The sequence below is a fragment of the Micromonospora sp. NPDC049529 genome (assembly GCF_055586685.1).
This window is the reverse complement of the sequence record NZ_JBVJHT010000004.1, coordinates 103738-119755: the sequence shown is the minus strand read 5'-3', so window position 1 is coordinate 119755 and position 16018 is coordinate 103738. Positions and strand designations below refer to the sequence as shown.

The window sequence follows — 16018 nt, the reverse complement described above, 5'->3', positions numbered from 1 at the left end:
GGGTGACCTCCTTCGGCTGGTGGGGCATCGGGCGGGGGCGGACCGTCGCCGTGGTCCGCCGGGCCGCCCGGTCAGATGTGCGGCAGGTCGACATCGAGGTCCACATAGGTCAGCTCCTCCGTCGGGGCGGGGCCGCTGCGCAGCGCCCTGACGAGCCGGACACTCTCCAACGCGGCGGCGGTGTACGGGTGGCCGCCGGGCAGATCGTCGCGGCACCACTCGGCGGCCTGGTCGGCGTAATCGAGTGCTTCCGGGAGTCGGTTCTCGGCGGCCAGGTGCCCGGATTGATTGATCATGGCGGCCAGGATCCACGGGTGGGTCTCACCGGAGAGGGTCGCCCGAAGCACCTGAAGAGCCCGCTCGCCCAGCCTGCCGGCCTCACCCACCCGGCCGACCCCGCGCAGGTAGATGGCCAGGTTCATCTGGCAGAGCGCGGTCATCGGATGGTCCGGCCCGAACCGCCCGCTGGCGCTGTAACCGCTGATGACCTTCTCGGTGAGCCCGACGGCAGCCGGGTAGTTCCCGAGCCCGGCATGATCCGCCGCCAGGGTGAGCTGGCAGGCCAACGTGTGCGGGTGCTCGTCACCGTGCAGTCGGCGGTAGGCCTGCAGGATCCGCGTCGTCTCGCCGAGGGCCAGTCCGCGCTTGTTCGTCCGTCGCCAGGTCACGGTCAGGCTGCGCAGGACCCGGAGCACCACGCTGTCGTCCAGGGCCAGCCGGCCGAGCTTCGCCTCGATCCATCCCTTGGCGTCCTCCAGCGTCCGCGCCGCCTCCTCGTACTGGCCCAGTTCGCGCTGGTAGGTGCCGAGGCTGGAGGCCGACCACCAGGTGCTCGTGTGGGTGGTGCCGAGATGCCGGATCCGGCGTTGCAGGATGTCCCGCTCGGTCAGCATCGCGGTGTGTACGTCCCCGTCCAGGTACGACGAGAGCGCGAAGCCGTGCGCGGTCATCAGCGTCTGCTCGTGATCGTCGCCGAGGGCCCGCCGGAACCCGTCGAACGCGATGCTGTCGTACTGACGGGCGCTGCCGTACCGGCCGTCCGCCCGTCGATCTCCGCCGAGGCCCCGGGTGGTGATCAGGGTACGGAGGTGGTCCACGCCCTGCCGGTCGGCCTGCCGTTGCCGTACGTCCTCGTCGGCGGAGCGGGACGCCTGGTAGTCACCCTGCGATCGCAGGACGTTGGCCCGCTCGACCTCAAGCCACATCCTGGTCGGATCGTCCGCTCCGGTGTTCGCCGACCAGGAGGCCAGAGCCTGGTCCGCGATCTCCAGTGCGGCGGTGGTGAGCCGGCGCACCTGAGGCAACTGCATGTGCCGCACCTGCTGGACCACCCAGCGGCGGACGGTGATGTCGGTCGCGTCGACCGCACCGCTGGGGATCAGATGGTGCTGCAACTCGCGGAGCCGGTCGCGCTGCTCCTGGTCGACGTCCTCGGGGATGCCCGGCGCGTACCGGGCCAGGGCCAGCTGGACCTGCCGCTGCCGACCGGTCCGCTGGTCGTCCGACATGCTCTCCCACACCACCCGCTGCAACGCGGGGTTCATCCGCAGGTGGCCCTCCGCGCCCCAGGTGATGTCGAACAGGCCGAACCGCGCGCCGGTCCACAACAGCTGGTCGAACTCGATCGGATCCACCACCAGCGGGTCCCCGTCGTCGCCGGCCACCGCGAGCAGCGCGTCGATCATCGGCCTGCTGCGCAGCAGCTTGAGGCCGATCCGGTCGCTGGAGAGGTACACGCACAACTCGGCCAGCCGGGCCGCGAGCCGGCCGGACGGGCTCCGTTCCAGACTGGTCCGCAACACCGTCCAGGTACGCCGCAACCCGGTCGCCGCCGGATCCGCGGTGCCGGACCCGTCGGGCAGGTCGTGCTCCCGTCGCAACCAGGCCGCCGCCATCTGGGTGGCGGTGGCGGTGGTGGTGGCCCGCTTCAGCAGGGTGGTGATCTGTTCCTGCAACCAGGAGCCGGCCAGTCGCAGCGTCAGCGGCAGGTGGCCGACGTCGTCGGCGACGGCGCGGGCCTCGGTCGGGCGCAGGTCGCGGACGTACTGCTTGAGCAGCGCGGCGCTGTCGGCCGACGTCAGCGGGCCGACCTCCACCGGCCCGAACCGGTTCGCCGGCGCGGTCTGCTGGGAGGTGACCACGACGTGCCCGGCCACTCCGTCGGGCAGCAGTCCGAGACGGGCCGGGTCCTGGAGGTTGTCGTAGATGAGCAGGTACGGCCGGGTGAAGTACGGGGAACTGAGGGCGTCCAGCACACTCTGCGCGCTGTACTGGAGGTCGTCCACGGATCCGGGCGGCCGGGTGTCGGGCAGGTCGGTGGGGAAGAGGTCCCGCGACTGCATCTCCTGACCGAGTCGACTCAGCCCGGTGTCGATCGACTCCAGGGTCTCCGCCGACACCCACCAGATCAGGTCGTAGTCGGCGGCGAACCGGCGGGCGTACTCGCGGGCGATCCAGCTCTTGCCGACGCCGGCCGGACCCAGCAGGGTCGAGGGTTCACCGGGTGCGTCGAGCAGTCGGTCCCGCAGGGCTTCGAGTTCGGTCGAGCGCCCCACGAACTGCGTCTCCGACACGGGCAGGTTGGTGACCGTCGAACGCCCCGGCAGGACGATCGCGTCCGACTCCGGGCCGGGGTTCGGGTAGCGGGGACGGAAGGAGTCCCACTCCGCCGGGCCGGCGTTGGACTTCAACGCGAAGTGGGTGAGCAGCCGACCACGGGCGTGCGCCTCGGTCTCGCGGGACAGGTCGAGTCCGTACAGGCTCCCGCCGTGGGCGGTCCGGGGTTGGTCGCCGACCCGGACCTGGAGTATCGCCGGTCGACCCGCCGGCGGCTCTCCGGTCGCCAGCGTGACCAGGCTCCTGATCCGATCGTCGAGCAGCGGACGGTATCCGATCAGGACCAGGTCGGCGGCGTCGGATTCGGTGAGCCACCCGTCGTCGGTGGGCAGCCGCCGCACCCGGGCGCCGCCCCGGCGCAACTCCTCGGCCACCCAGTCGGCCCACCGGCGATCGATCGGGTCGTGCGCGATATGGACCAACCCGACCAGCTCCGGCGCGACGTCGGCGAAGTCCCGTTGGTACCACGCCTGGGCCACCGGGTCGATCGGCGGTGGTTCGGCGACGGTGCCGGCGCTGACCGCCTCGACGATGCGCATCAGGCTGTCGCGCAGCTCGCTCTCGTCCAGGACGATGGCCAGATGGTTCCGGTAGGAGCGTTGCGGTATCTCCACCACCCGCAGGTCGACCAGCCCGTCACCGCCGCCGACCGTGTCGGGTAGCTTCGCGAAGGCGGTTTCGATGATCCGGGTCTGCTCGTCGGTGAGCCGCTCGTGGCCGAACTGGGTGGGTGCGGCGACCAGACGCAGGTCACCCGGTGCGTCGTTGATCAGCGTCCGGAACATCCGGACGGCCTCGGGCAGGATCTGACGGGTGGGCCGGAGACAGACCACGACCGCGTCGCAGAGCTCGGCCAGCACCGTCAGGGCCGCACTCGGGAGCTGGGCCGGGCAGTCGATCAGCACGTAGTCGTAGCCGGAGCCGGTGAGGTGTTCGCGGATCGTCCGGCCGTCACCCGCGCTCATCGGCAGTTCGGGCGCGAGTTGCCAGGCGTGTCCGGTCGGGGTGACCAGGTCGATGAAGCCGCCGGTACGGCTGCGCGGTATCTCGTACCGGTCGATCCGTGGCAGTTGGGTGCCGTCCGCGCCGAACATCGCGAGCGTCGCGTCCAGGGCCGGCTCGACCGTCGGTCCGCCCACCGGCATTCCCAGGTATTCACCGACCAGGGGCGAGGTGGTGCCCCAGTCGAGCACCAGTACCCGGTGACCGGCGCAGGCGAGGGTCCAGGCGGCGTTGGCGGCCGTGCTCGTCTGACCGGACCCACTGCCGCCCGGTGCGGCGAACGCGACCACTTGCGGGTGACGGGAAGAGGGATTTTCCGCGCGAGTCGTTGCGGGCATCACCGCTCCATGTCTGTTGTGGCCGGGTAGGGATTCCGTGTGTATCAGATATCGAGTGAGGCGCGTGTCAACCGAAGCGGTGGGGGAGCGTCAGTCGTCGGTTCTCCGGGCGAGCGCGCTCATGAAGCCAAGGTAGGATTCGGGCTGGCTGCCCTGCTCGTCGAGGATGTGACGGAGCGCGGCTTCGAAGGCGGTGGTCGGCAGTTCGGGCAATGCCCGCAAATCGATCCCGGTCAGGTCAATGATCACTGTCTCCCGATCATTTTGATCTTGACTCATTTCTCCGCCTGCCATCCTTCGTCAGGTTCGACCACACCCCGGATGCCTGGACCGACGGCGTGGTTGGCGTGTGGTCGCCTGCCCGGTCCCGGGACGATTCTATTCAAGGCCAGCCACTGTGGATCGTCCACGACTCCGATCCGCGTCAGGCGTACTATCGGCGGCCATCTTCAAGGCATCTGAACTTGTCTGGTGAGGGTGAGTGCGGTATAGGGATCGAGATTTCGGGCCGGATACCCATCCCCACAGTGATGCCCACCGGATCCGCCGTGGTGCGCCTGACGGCCGGGCACAATCCCTTGTTCACCGTACTGACAGCCGTTGCCGCGCCAACTCGGGGGCCGGCGTAAACATCCGTCGGACAGTCGGATTTGCGACTCCGGAACCGGTCCGGTCGGTCGACCGGGCCGACCGGCGTCGGCGTCGGATCTCGATCAATTGATCGGATGTCGAACGCGGGAATGTGGCATCCTCGACGAGAGTCGCCCGTTATCGAGCAGCCTCGGGAGCAGCATTGTTTGATCAATCCAGGCAGCTTCCCACAACCGGGCCCGTGACGGAAGAAACCGGTCCCGGAATCCCCGCCCTGCGTCAGTTCATCCTCAAGGTGCACAGTCGATGTGACCTGGCCTGCGACTACTGCTACATCTACCAGGCCGGGGACGATCGCTGGCGGACCCGACCGAAGACAATGTCCCGGCACACGATCGACCGGGCCGCGGAACGAATCGCCGAACACGTGAGCACCCACCGGCTGTCCACGGTGGATCTGGTGCTGCACGGTGGGGAGCCCCTGCTCGCCGGCCCCGACCTGCTCGCCTACTGCGTACGACGGGTCCGCGCGGCTGTCGGTGCCACCACCACCGTACGGGTGGGGCTACAGACGAACGGCGTACGACTCGACCTGCCGTACCTGGAACTCTTCCGTGACCTCGACGTCCAGATCGGGGTGAGCATCGACGGCGGCCCGGACGCGCACGACCGGCACCGGCGCGACCACCGCGGACGCGGCTCCTACCCGGCGGTCAGCCGAGCCCTGTCGCTGCTCGCGGGACCACGGTTCCGGAGCCAGTACGCCGGCCTGCTCTGCACCATCGACCTGCGCAACGACCCCGTGGCGGTCTACCAGGACCTGCTGCTCTTGCAACCGCCGCTGATCGACCTGCTGCTGCCGCACGGAAACTGGACCACCCCACCGCCCGGCCGCGACCCGGAGTCGAGCGACAGCCCGTACGGCCACTGGCTCGCCGCCGTCTTCGACCGCTGGTACGACGCCCCGCGCCGGGAAACGAGAGTGCGGATCTTCGAGGAGGTGATGAACCTGCTGTTCGGCGGAGCCTCCCGGCTGGAGGGGTTCGGGCTCGCGCCGGCGGCCTCGATCGTGGTGGAAACCGACGGCGGCATCGAGGAGTCCGACCACCTCGCCGCCACCTCCGGGGCCGGCGTCACCGGGCTGCACGTCGACCACGACCCGTTCGACGCCGCCCTGCGGACGCCCACGGCACGGGCACGCCGGGCCGGTGTGGACGCGCTCGCACCCGGATGCCGGGACTGTCCCGTCGTCCAGGTCTGCGGCGGTGGGCTCTACTCCCACCGCTACCGGGAGGGGACCGGGTTCGCCAACCCCTCGGTGTACTGCCCCGACCTGACCCACCTCATCGAACACGTGCACCGCCGGCTCGTCCGCGACGTCAGCTCGCTGGCCCGACAACCGGTATGAGCCGACGATGACCCTTCAACCACACCGGCTGCCCGAGGCCATGCTGACCGCGCTCGCCGCCGGGGCCGGAGGTCCGCAGGCCATGCGAGCCCTGGCCGACATACAGCTCAGCCGCAACCGGATGTTCGCCCGCACCATCGTCGAGCTGGCCCGGCGGACCGGACATCCGCAGGCGGGGCAGGCCGGGGAGGCGTACCGGTTGCTGGCCGAGGTCGAGCAGGTCGCACCGGCGGCGGTGCGGGAGGTGCTCTGCTACCCCACGGTGGCCGCCTGGATGTCCGGCACCGCGTCCCTGCTCCGTGGCACCGCGTCCGGGCCGGCCCCGAATCCGGGCTGGCTCGGGTCCGTCGTCGCGGCCGCCGCCGTCCGGGCCCGGCTGCCCATCCGGATCCCGTCGTACCAGGCGGCCGTCCGGGGGCCGGCGCTGGTCCTGCCGTCGCTCGGCACGGCGACCCTGCCGGCCGAGGGCATCCTCGACATCCGGGTCCACGCCGACGGCGTGACGCTGGCGCGCGGAGGCCATCAGGTACACCTGCCCGCCGAAGCCGAAGCCGAAGCCGAAGCCGAAGCGGAAGCGGAAGCCGACGGCGAAGGCGAGGCAGCAGCTGGTTTCGCCACCCGCCCGCACGGCTGGGCCGGCCTGCCCCGGATCCTGGCCGGCAGCGGAAGTCGCCGGGTCGACGCCCGACTCGACGGTCCGGGCTGGGAAGTCCTGCCCGGTGGCAGCCTGGACGCCCGGATCCTCACCACGCCCGGCGCGCTCGACACCGGACTGTGGCGACGACGGATCGGCGCCGGCTGGCGGTTGCTGGCCCGGCACCATGACGAGGTCGCCGACGAGGCGGCGCTGATGGTCAGGGCGTTCGTCCCGCTGCTGGCCGCCCCGGACGGGGGCATGGTGAGCGGGACCTTCCGATCCGCGTACGGGGCGGTCGCGATGTCGCTGCCACCGGACGCGCGGGTGGTCGCGCTGACCCTGGCCCACGAACTGCAACACGCCAAACTGGTCGCGGTGATGGACTCGTTCGCACTCGTCCGGCCCGGACCGGAGCAACTGTTCTACGCGCCCTGGCGCAGCGACCTGCGTCCGCTCGGGGCGTTGCTGCACGGTGCGTACGCCCACGTCGGGGTGGCCGCGTTCTGGCGTACGCAGCAACGGGTCGAGGAGACCGCCGAGGACGTGTTCGAGGCCCAGGTCGCGTTCGCCCGCTGGCGTTCGGCGGCGTGGGCGGCGACCGACGCCGTACTGGGCACCGGGCGGTTGACGCCGATGGGCGAGCTGATGGTCGACGGGATGCGCGCCACCCTGCGGCGGTTCCTCGCCGAGCCGGTGCCCGAGGCGGCGCTCGGCCAGGCGGAACGGGTGGCACGCAGCCACCTCCGCCGCAGCGCCGCCAGCCGGTGACCGGGAAACGCCGGTGGGCTGCCGGCCGGTAACCGAGAAACGCCGGTGCACCACCGGCCGGTGGCCGAGAGGCGCCGGTGCGCTCCCGTGCGCCGGGACCGCGCCGGGACCGCGCGCCGGCCGTACCCCTCGGGCGCCGGCCCGGCCGCCGCCGGGCCGCCCTCCCGGACCCGGCCACGGGTACGCGGTCGGCTGTCGCGGGCGGTGGTCATGGAAGTGAGCGTGGTCTATGTTGTGGCCATCCTCGCTCCGAGCACAGTGGAGGCACCATGGTCGCGCCGTCGCCGGCTCCGACGCGCAGCACGGTTCTGCTGGTTGTCGTCGCCGCAGTCTGGCTGACTCTCGCCGTGCTCGCGGCCTGGGCCGGTCTTGTCGTACGGGATCCGGACGAACCACCGCTGCGGATCGGTCTGGCCGCCGGGCTGCCGGTCGTGCTGGTCGGACTGGCCCTGCTGGTGCCCCGGTTCCGGGCCTGGGTCCGGACGCTGGACCTGGCCGTACTGATCAATCTCCAGTGCTGGCGAGTCGCCGGTTTCGCCTTCCTCGCCCTGTACGCGCAGGATCTGCTGCCGGGCAGCTTCGCCCTGCCGGCCGGTCTCGGGGACATCGTGGTGGGGTTGGCCGCCCCGTTCGTCGCGATCTACGTACTGCGCCGGGGCCGGGCCGCCCGGCCGGTCTTCCTCGGTTTCACCTTCTTCGGGATTGCGGACTTCGTCGTCGCCATCGGGCTCGGCATGGCCAACGGCATCGGCGCACGGGAGGCACTGCCGGACGGCACCCTCACCACGCCGCCCATGGCCGAGTTGCCGCTGAGTCTCATCCCCACGTTCGCGGTGCCGTTCCTGCTCGTGCTCCACCTGCTGTCGCTGGTCCGGTTCGGGGCGGAAGGGGCACCGTCCGCGCGGCCGACCCGCTGACGACCGCAGGCCGGCTCGACTATCCGGGCTCCGACGTGGTCGAGGGCTCGGACGGTCGGGTCTGGTCCGGCACCGTCGGCTGGCGGCGCAGCACGGGCCGGCGTCCCTCGCCGGTGGTCAGCCGCCAGCCGCTGTCGAGCAGCCCGTTGGTCCCCGCGTGCAGGACCGCCACGACGAAGATCGCGGGCGCCACGATGCCGACGGTGCCGGGGAAGTTCGGCTCCAGCAACAGCGCCAGGATGATGGCCGTGATGCCGTTCTGCTGCCCGAACGCGAGGTAGACCCGGTCGCGGCGGTTGATCCGGGCCGGGATCAGCAGCCCCACCACGATCTGGGCGGCGAACGCGGCCACCCCGAGCAGCAACCCGGCCCGCAGTTGTACGCCGTCGGCCAGGGCGACGCCGAGCAGGAAGCAGGCCGACACGAACGCCCCCTGGGTCAGCCCGCCCAACAGGCGCTCGAATCGGGGCCGGAAGAACAGGCCGAGCAGCGCCACCGCCAACGCCAGCGAGTACGCGACGGCAACCCCCAGCAGCGCCACCAGGACGACCACCTCGGACACGTCGAGGATCCGTCCGGACCGGCTCGGGCCACCGGCACCGGGCGAGGCGCGGGCACGGACGAGTCGGCCGACCGCCCAGATGCCCAGCCCGAGCACGACCAGGGCGAGGTTCTGTACGATGCCGAGCCCGAACGAGTCGGTGGTGGCGCCGGCGGGTGCGAGCGGGCCGTGACCGTTCGCACCCCGTTCGAGCAGCCAGGCCGCGCCGTAGATGGTCAGCACCACGGTGATCGGGTCGTCGAACGACGCCCAGGCGCCGAGCAGTCCCCGGGCGCGGGCCGACATCCGTGAGCCCCGGCTCATCGCGGCGACCGCCAGCGGGTCGATCTGGGCGACCGCGAGCCCCAGCACGGCGTACGCCGGATCCCGGTAGACCAGGTACATCACCCCGGCGACCAGGGCGGCCTTCGCCAGTACGCCGACCGTCACGGCCAGGACCACCGTACGGACGCCGATCCGGAGCTCGTCGACGGAGATGCCGTACGTGCTGCTGTAGAGGCCGACGACCAGCAGGGCGGTCGCCATGATCAGGTAGCCGCCGGAGCCCCGCAACTGTTCGAGGTCGGCCACGACGGCGAACAACCAGCCCAGCGCAGCCGTGACACCGATCAGCGCGAGCCGGCCCAGACCCCACACGTCACGATGTCCGCGCCGGGGCGGAACGGATGACGCGTCGGGGTCGAAGCACGGTTGCACGATATCCCGCCCTGGATCGAGGCTCAACGATACTTTCGGACTCGTCGAGGCGGCGGTCGTCGCCGCACACTCTCGTCAACGGATCGGGGCGCGAGTGGGTGACCCTGCCGGCACCTCAGCCCGCCCGGGCGAGGATCGGCGGGCTGACCGCCTCCACCCGGTCGCGGAGCGCGTCGCACTCCTCCAGCAGGCGGGTGTAGTGCTCCAGAATGGTCTCCAGGTCGACCAGCGCGGCGTCGCGCCGCTGCTCGGATTCGCGCAGGGCCTCGCGCAGATCCCCGGCCCGCTCGTCGAGGAGTTCCAGTTCGGCCCGGTGTCGGGCGGCCAGCGCCTCGCCCAGCTTCGCCGACAGGTCGCGCTGCTGGTTGTCCAGGTCGCGCTCGGCCGTCCGCCGGGCCGATTCGATCTTCGCCAGGCCGAACTCCCGCAACTGGGCGTCGATCTCCCGCCGACGCCGCAACTCGTGCCGGCGTCGCCGCTCCCGGCGACCCGCGAACCACCCGGAGACCTGCCCGGCCAGCCCGCCGACGGCCGCCCCGACCATCGTGCCGACGCCGGGCAGCACGATCGTCCCGGCGATCACCCCCAGGAACGCTCCCGTGCTGCCGTACGCCGCACCGCCGCCACGGCCACCGAAGAGCCGTGCGGAACGGCCGGGGCCGGGTACCGGTGCGGGCCCCGCCGCCGGCTCGGTGCCGCCCCGGTCGGTGCCGCTGTCCGGGGTGGGCGGATCGGGGATGTCGACGCCGGACGGTGCGGCCAGACCGTATCGCCGCGCGACCGTGCCCATCGCCACCCCCAACTCACGATCGGCCCGCGCGGCAACGTCGGAGGTCCGCGCGGCAACGTCGGAGGTCCGCGCGGCAACGTCGGAGGTCCGCGCGGCAACGTCGGAGGTCCGCGCGGCAACGTCCGAGGTCCGCGCGGCAGCCCGTCCGGCCGCACCGGCCCGGTCCGGCCGCCCGCGCGCCCCGCGCCCATGGCCGCGCCCGTAGTCGTAGTCGTGTCCACGGTCGTAGTCGTGTCCACGGTCGTGGACGTGGCCCTCGGCGCGGAAGTCGGCGATCAGCCGGTCGAAGTCCTCGGCGAGTTGTCGCCGGACCGGCCGGGCCGCCCGCTCCAGATCCACCGGCAGGTCCGCCAGTTGCCGGCCGCCCGCCCGCTCCCGCGACTCGACCTCGGTGCGCAGCTCGGCCAGCTCGGCCCGTAGTTCGGTCGGCACGTTGTCGACCAGGGCGGTCAGCCGTTCGGCCTGCGGTCGACGCAGCGTGTCGACCATCTCCTCCCAGGCGTCGAGCACGGCCAGGATCCGGGATCGGCAACAGAGGTCGGCGAGCCGCTCCGACAGCGCGCCGCCCGCGCCGGGCGGTGGGGCGCCCACGACGACCAGTTCCTCCGGCGGTATCCCGATCGTCCCGGCGATCGTCCCGGCCAGCTCACCCATCACCGGTTCGGGATCGCCCACGAGGTCGACGAAGGTGACCACCGTGGCCAGCTCGGGGCGCCCGGCCACCGCAGCGGCGAGCAGCTCCAGCTCCTCCGGGTCGGAACGCTCCACCGAGGACACGACGAACACGAGTACGTCGGCGTCGACCGCCTCGGCCCGGAGCACCTCGACCGCGCGCTCACGGCCAACCGGGTCCGCCCCGACCCGCCCCACCCCACCGACACCCGGGATGTCGACCAGTACCAGCCCCGATTCCAGCCCCGGCAGGGGCAACCCGACCTCGACCCGGCGTACGTCTCCCCGGTGGGCCGAACCGTCTCGCCCGGCGCTGAGCCCGGCGCTGAACTCGGCGCTGAGCCCGGCGGTGAACTCGGCGAGCCGGCCGAGCGGAATCACCTCCAGTGGTGGCCGTACCGGGCCGGTGTCCCCGGGATCCCGGCCGACGTGCACGACAACCTGCTCCTCGTCCGCCCAGGACACGCTGACCACGGTGGCGCCGGTGCCTGCGTCCGGCAGTACCGGAAACAGGCCCGGCCGTCCGACCAGCGCGTTCAGCAGCGTCGACCTGCCGTGCCGGGGGCCGCCGCAGACCAGCGCCCGGTACTGTCCCGAGTCGAGTCGCTCCCACGCGATCCGGGCCCGGCGGTGCAGGGAATCGGGCAACTCCGGCTGCACCACCTCGATGATCCGGGCGAACTGCGCCAGCGCGTCCTGGCGTACCCGGAGAATTTCGTTCACGACGGCCTCCTTGCCGGCGGCGCCCGGCCTCGGTGGAGCCGCTGGCGGACCTGACCGACGGTCACCGAAGATGTTAGGAACGCCGGTACCCGTGTTTCCCCATCAGAGGATGGGGTTTGTCGATCCGAGCAGTGCTGCAATTGAGGCCGACGAGACGCCGCCACTGTCGGGAAGGTGGATTTGACAAAGGATTCCGGCGCTTAGAGTGACGGCCAGTTGGAGGCAAACACGGCGGAGCGGGTCGGAGTCTCGGAGCGTGTCGACAATGGCGGCTGTAGGCGGCTCGTCGCGATATGAAAATGTCCGGTGGTCGCGTGGGACGTTGCTGCACGACCTCCAGCCGGCCGACCGGTCCGCACTACTCGCACTCGGTACGCAACGATCATTCGGCGTCGGTGAGGCACTGATGATCGAGGACGACCGGGGTACGGACGCGTTCGTCCTCCTCGACGGCTGTGTCAAGGTGGTGGGGAGCGCGGTCGACGGCCGGAGCATCCTGCTGTCGATCCGCATCGCCGGTGACCTCGTCGGTGAGCTGGGCGCGCTGCACAACACGCCCCGGTCGGCATCGGTGTTCACCGCGACCGCCGTCGTCGCGCGGGCGATCTCGCAGCGGACGCTGACCCGGTTCATGCTCGACCATCCCGCGGCGGCGCGGGCGATCCACGGCGCCGTCGCGGACAAGTTCAGGAGAGCCACCCGGCACCGGATAGACATCAACGGCGCGTCGGTGCGCAGCCGGCTCGCCCTGGTGCTGCACTACCTGGCCGAGACCTACGGCCGGCCGCACTCGGACGGGATCCGGATCGAGGTGCCGCTGAGCCAACCCGAGCTGGCCAGCCTGATCGGCGTCTCCGAGCCGAGCCTCCAGCGGGCGGTACGGGAGCTTCGCGACCAGGACGTCATCAAGTCCGAGTACCGGCGACAGATCGTGCGCGACCCGGAGGCGCTGCGGAAGTTGGCGACCCAGGGAGGTGGGCCGCCGGACATCGAGAAGGGAAAGATGCCATGACCGGCCTCCCGGAGTTCACCGACCGGCTCTGCCTGATGGTCGACGTTCCGGACCAGGGCGAGCGTACGGCGCCGGAACCGGCGGACGGACCGGATCGGCTGCTCCGCGTCCTCCAGTTTGCCTGCCTGCGGGCCCGAGTCCGCCGGGTTGCCGGCACCGGCACCGGAAGCGGGATCGGGAGCGGAATCAGAAGCGGAAGCGGGTTGGGCGACGGTGGTGGCCGGGTGCTGGTCCTGCCGCCCGCCGTCGACCTGGCCCGGGTCGTTCCCGCGCTGGTGCTCGGCCTGCGCCACGCACTGTACGAGTCGAACCGCGAGACGGGATCCGGCGGTCGGATCCGGCTGCGTGCCGTGCTCGCCGCCGGTCGCATCGGCCGGGGCGCGACCGGATTCCTCGGCCCCGGCGTTGCGCTCGCCGCCGAACTGGCCCGTACGCCGGTCTTCGAGACCGCGTTCACGCTGCCGGAACACGCGGACGCCGACCTCGTTCTGGTCACCGGTGACCTGCTGTACCAGGACGTGATTCGGCAGAACTATCCCGGTCTGCCGGCCCGGGACTTCCGACCGGTCGCGATCCGGGGGCGGGAGGAGAGCCGCCCCGCCTGGTACCACATTCCGCCCAACGCCCCCGCTCCCGACCTCCGCGCCCCCCGAGTCCCCTGGTCCGACACCGCCACCGCCATCCTCCTCCCCGGCCTCCTCGACCTCACCCGCCACGCCACCCCCGAGATCCGCAGCCACATGTAGAGAAAGAGTGGCAATCCCAGCGCGGATAACCACTCTTTCTCTACATCAGTGCGGATCTTGAGGGGTGGGGGTTGGGGTGGAGTTAGGGGGTGTGGTTTTTCCAGGCGGCGGTGAGGGTTGTTCTGCCGTTGGTGCGCAGGAGTGAGCCCTCGTAGAGGCGGGCGGCGAGGATCAGGACGGCCGCCGCCGAGGCGAGCAGGATCAGCAGGGCCAGCACGGGCTCCCAGGTGGCGGCCTCGCCGAGGAAGAGTCGTACCGGCATGGCGGTCGGGGCGGAGAACGGCACGTACGACAGCACGGTCATCAGGGTGCTGTTGTTGCTGCCGAAGATGACCGCGAAGAACGGGATCAGGACCAGCATCTGCACCGGCATCGACACCGAACCGATGTCCTCCTGACGGCTGACCAGCGCACCGGTGACCGCCCAGATCGCCGCCAGCAGCACGAAGCCGACGACGAAGAACGGGATGAACCAGCCGATCGCCGGGGCGACCTGGTCCATCACGGCACCACTGTCGGCGACCGTCATGCCGACCACGGCGGTGACCGCGATCAGCACGATCTGCGCGATCGCCAACGCGCTGGCGGCGATCACCTTGCCGGCCAGCAGGGCGCGTACGGGCACCGTGGCGACCAGGATCTCCACGATCCGGGTCTGCTTCTCCTCGGTGACGCTCTGCGCGATCTGGATCCCGAAGGTGATCGAGGTGAAGAAGAAGACCATCCCGAACACCAGCGGCACCAGCGTGCCGAGGATCGGGCTCACCGCCTGCGGGTTGAGCAGTTCCACCGGGGGAGCGGTGCTCAGCGCGCTCACCACGTCGTCCGGCGCCTCGTCCAGCGCCAGTACCCGTACCCCGTTCGGGCCGGCGACCACGGCCGCGTCCACGTCCTCGGAGAGCACCAGGTCCCGGGCCGCCTGCTCGTCGGCGACGGTCCGTACCTCCAGCCCGGCCCGGTCGAGCGCTTCGGCGGCCTCGGCGCCGACGACGGCGACCGTGTCCGGTCCGCCGGAGAGCATCGCCGGCAGCACGGTCGAGCCGACCGTGAGCAGGAGGAAGAACACGGTGCTGAACAGGAACGCCTTGTCCCGCAGCTTGGTCCCGATCTCGCGGCCCGCGATCAGGCCGACCGCCTGCCAGAACGACGTGGTGGGCCGGGGCGGGGCGGGGGCGCCGGTGGCGGTGTCGGTCGGCTGGGTCTGGCTGGTGAGCGTCATCGTGCGATCTCCCGGAAGATTTCGGCGAGCGACGGAACGATCGGGCGGAAGGCGCGTACGGGTTCCCGTTCGAGGACCCGTCGCAGCACCTCCTGGTCGTCGCTGGGCGAGTGGATGTCGATGACCGCCCGTGCCCCGTCGAGGTCGACCATGGTGACGCCGGGCAGGTCGCGTACCCAGCCGGCGTCGGTGTCGACGACCAGTTCGTAGCGGGGTAGGGCATGCTTGCGGCGCAGGTCGGCGCGGCTGCCGGCGGCGCGGATCGAGCCGTCGGCGATGATCACGAGGTCGTCGCAGAGCCGTTCCACCACGTCGAGCTGGTGGCTGGAGAAGAGCACCGGTACGCCGCGCGCCGCCCGTTCCCGCAGCACCCGGACGATGACGTCGACGGCCATCGGGTCGAGCCCGGAGAACGGCTCGTCGAGTACGAGCATCATCGGGTCGTGTACGAGCGCCGCCGCGATCTGCGCGCGTTGCTGGTTGCCCAGCGACAGGGTGTCGACCGCGTCGCCGGCCCGCTCGGTCAGCCCGATCTGTTCCAGCAGGTCGTCACTGCTGCGGCGGGCCGCCGGTGCGCTCATCCCGTGCAGCCGGCCGAGATAGACGAGCTGTTCGCGGACCTTCATCTTCGGGTAGAGGCCGCGTTCCTCGGGCATGTACCCGAAGCTCTGCCGCAGCGCGCGGGTCAGCGGGGCCCCGTCCCAGGTGACCTCGCCGGAGTCCGCCGCCAGCACCCCGAGGATGATGCGCATCGAGGTGGTCTTGCCGGCACCGTTGGCACCGACGAAGCCGGTCATCCGCCCGGCACCGATGTCGAACGATATGTCGTGCAGCACCCGGCGGTCACCGAACGTCCGGCTCACGGACGCGACGCGGAGCATGCGGTCTCCCTCTGCTTGAACGTGATCCCCGGCCGGTCGGCCCGGCCGATGCGTGTTCGAGCGTAGAGCGATGCGGCGATGTTGACGTCCGGCGCCCGACGGACCCGCCGGGGTCCGCCGCCTCGGGCCAGCGCCGCCGCCAGATCATCGGTGCGGTGACCCCGACGATCCAGGCGAGCTGTTCCGGCCACGGCGGTGGCGGGCCGAATGCGAACATTCCGGCGCTGTTGAGCAGCAGCACACTGAGCAGTCCGCAGCCCACCAGCAGCGCTCCGAGCAGCCAGTCGTTCCGGCGCTGCCGCCCGGTCGGCCCAGGACGCGCCCAGCTCTCCGAATCCCGCGTGCTCACGACCCCAAACCCAAATCCGCCCCCACCCCGCCCCCACCCCCGGAAGGGTTGATCATGAAGTTGGCGCGAACTTTCGCGCGTACGAGTGCGC

At 71.3% G+C, this 16018-nt stretch carries 11 protein-coding genes; 5 read left to right on the top strand and 6 right to left on the bottom strand.

Annotated features, from left to right (window positions below; translation table 11 throughout):
* Positions 1-71: 71 nt before the first annotated feature.
* Both fxsT and ACZ6QQ_RS08105 read right to left on the bottom strand, forming a co-directional pair.
* Positions 72-3908: an FxSxx-COOH system tetratricopeptide repeat protein gene (fxsT, locus tag ACZ6QQ_RS08110; RefSeq protein ID WP_465875155.1), complete on the bottom strand. Its 3837-nt coding sequence runs from the start codon at positions 3906-3908 to the stop codon at positions 72-74.
* A 138-nt stretch (positions 3909-4046) separates the two neighbouring features.
* A complete protein-coding gene (locus ACZ6QQ_RS08105) occupies positions 4047-4205 on the bottom strand; it encodes a hypothetical protein (protein ID WP_465875154.1) in 159 nt (52 codons plus the stop codon).
* A 583-nt stretch (positions 4206-4788) separates the two neighbouring features.
* On the opposite strand from ACZ6QQ_RS08105, the gene ACZ6QQ_RS08100 reads away from it, so the two are divergent.
* From ACZ6QQ_RS08100 to ACZ6QQ_RS08090, 3 genes are all read left to right on the top strand, one after another.
* On the top strand, positions 4789-5955 hold the full coding sequence (locus ACZ6QQ_RS08100) for an FxsB family cyclophane-forming radical SAM/SPASM peptide maturase (protein ID WP_465875153.1): 1167 nt from the start codon (positions 4789-4791) through the stop codon (positions 5953-5955).
* 7 nt (positions 5956-5962) lie between these two features.
* Positions 5963-7360, top strand: coding sequence for an aKG-HExxH-type peptide beta-hydroxylase (locus ACZ6QQ_RS08095; RefSeq protein ID WP_465875152.1), 1398 nt, complete (start codon positions 5963-5965; stop codon positions 7358-7360).
* A 269-nt stretch (positions 7361-7629) separates the two neighbouring features.
* The gene (locus ACZ6QQ_RS08090) at positions 7630-8277 is read left to right on the top strand and encodes a hypothetical protein (RefSeq protein ID WP_465875151.1); all 648 of its coding nucleotides are present in this window, start codon (positions 7630-7632) and stop codon (positions 8275-8277) included.
* A gap of 19 nt (positions 8278-8296) precedes the next feature.
* Here the strand turns inward: ACZ6QQ_RS08090 and ACZ6QQ_RS08085 are convergent, their stop codons facing one another.
* Together ACZ6QQ_RS08085 and ACZ6QQ_RS08080 are read right to left on the bottom strand one after the other, a co-directional pair.
* Positions 8297-9475, bottom strand: a complete 1179-nt coding sequence (locus ACZ6QQ_RS08085) for a hypothetical protein (protein ID WP_465875150.1) — start codon at positions 9473-9475, stop codon at positions 8297-8299.
* Positions 9476-9650: 175 nt separating this feature from the next.
* Entirely contained in the window at positions 9651-11720 is a 2070-nt protein-coding gene (locus tag ACZ6QQ_RS08080) for a hypothetical protein (protein ID WP_465875148.1), read from the bottom strand.
* Between the two features lie 322 nt (positions 11721-12042).
* Between ACZ6QQ_RS08080 and ACZ6QQ_RS08075 the strand changes: the two genes are divergently transcribed.
* Together ACZ6QQ_RS08075 and ACZ6QQ_RS08070 are read left to right on the top strand one after the other, a co-directional pair.
* Complete coding sequence (locus ACZ6QQ_RS08075) at positions 12043-12732, top strand: Crp/Fnr family transcriptional regulator (protein WP_465875147.1); 690 nt, start codon at positions 12043-12045, stop codon at positions 12730-12732.
* Positions 12729-13478: a hypothetical protein gene (locus ACZ6QQ_RS08070; RefSeq protein ID WP_465875146.1), complete on the top strand. Its 750-nt coding sequence runs from the start codon at positions 12729-12731 to the stop codon at positions 13476-13478. The genes ACZ6QQ_RS08075 and ACZ6QQ_RS08070 overlap by 4 nt, the downstream gene beginning before the upstream one ends.
* A gap of 82 nt (positions 13479-13560) precedes the next feature.
* Here ACZ6QQ_RS08070 and ACZ6QQ_RS08065 read toward each other — a convergent pair whose 3' ends face one another.
* Positions 13561-14697 carry an ABC transporter permease gene (locus tag ACZ6QQ_RS08065; RefSeq protein ID WP_465875145.1) on the bottom strand — a complete coding sequence of 379 codons (1137 nt, stop codon included), beginning with the start codon at positions 14695-14697 and terminating at the stop codon, positions 13561-13563.
* Positions 14694-15578, bottom strand: a complete 885-nt coding sequence (locus ACZ6QQ_RS08060; protein WP_465875144.1) for an ABC transporter ATP-binding protein — start codon at positions 15576-15578, stop codon at positions 14694-14696. The genes ACZ6QQ_RS08065 and ACZ6QQ_RS08060 overlap by 4 nt, the downstream gene beginning before the upstream one ends.
* Positions 15579-16018 lie beyond the last annotated feature (440 nt).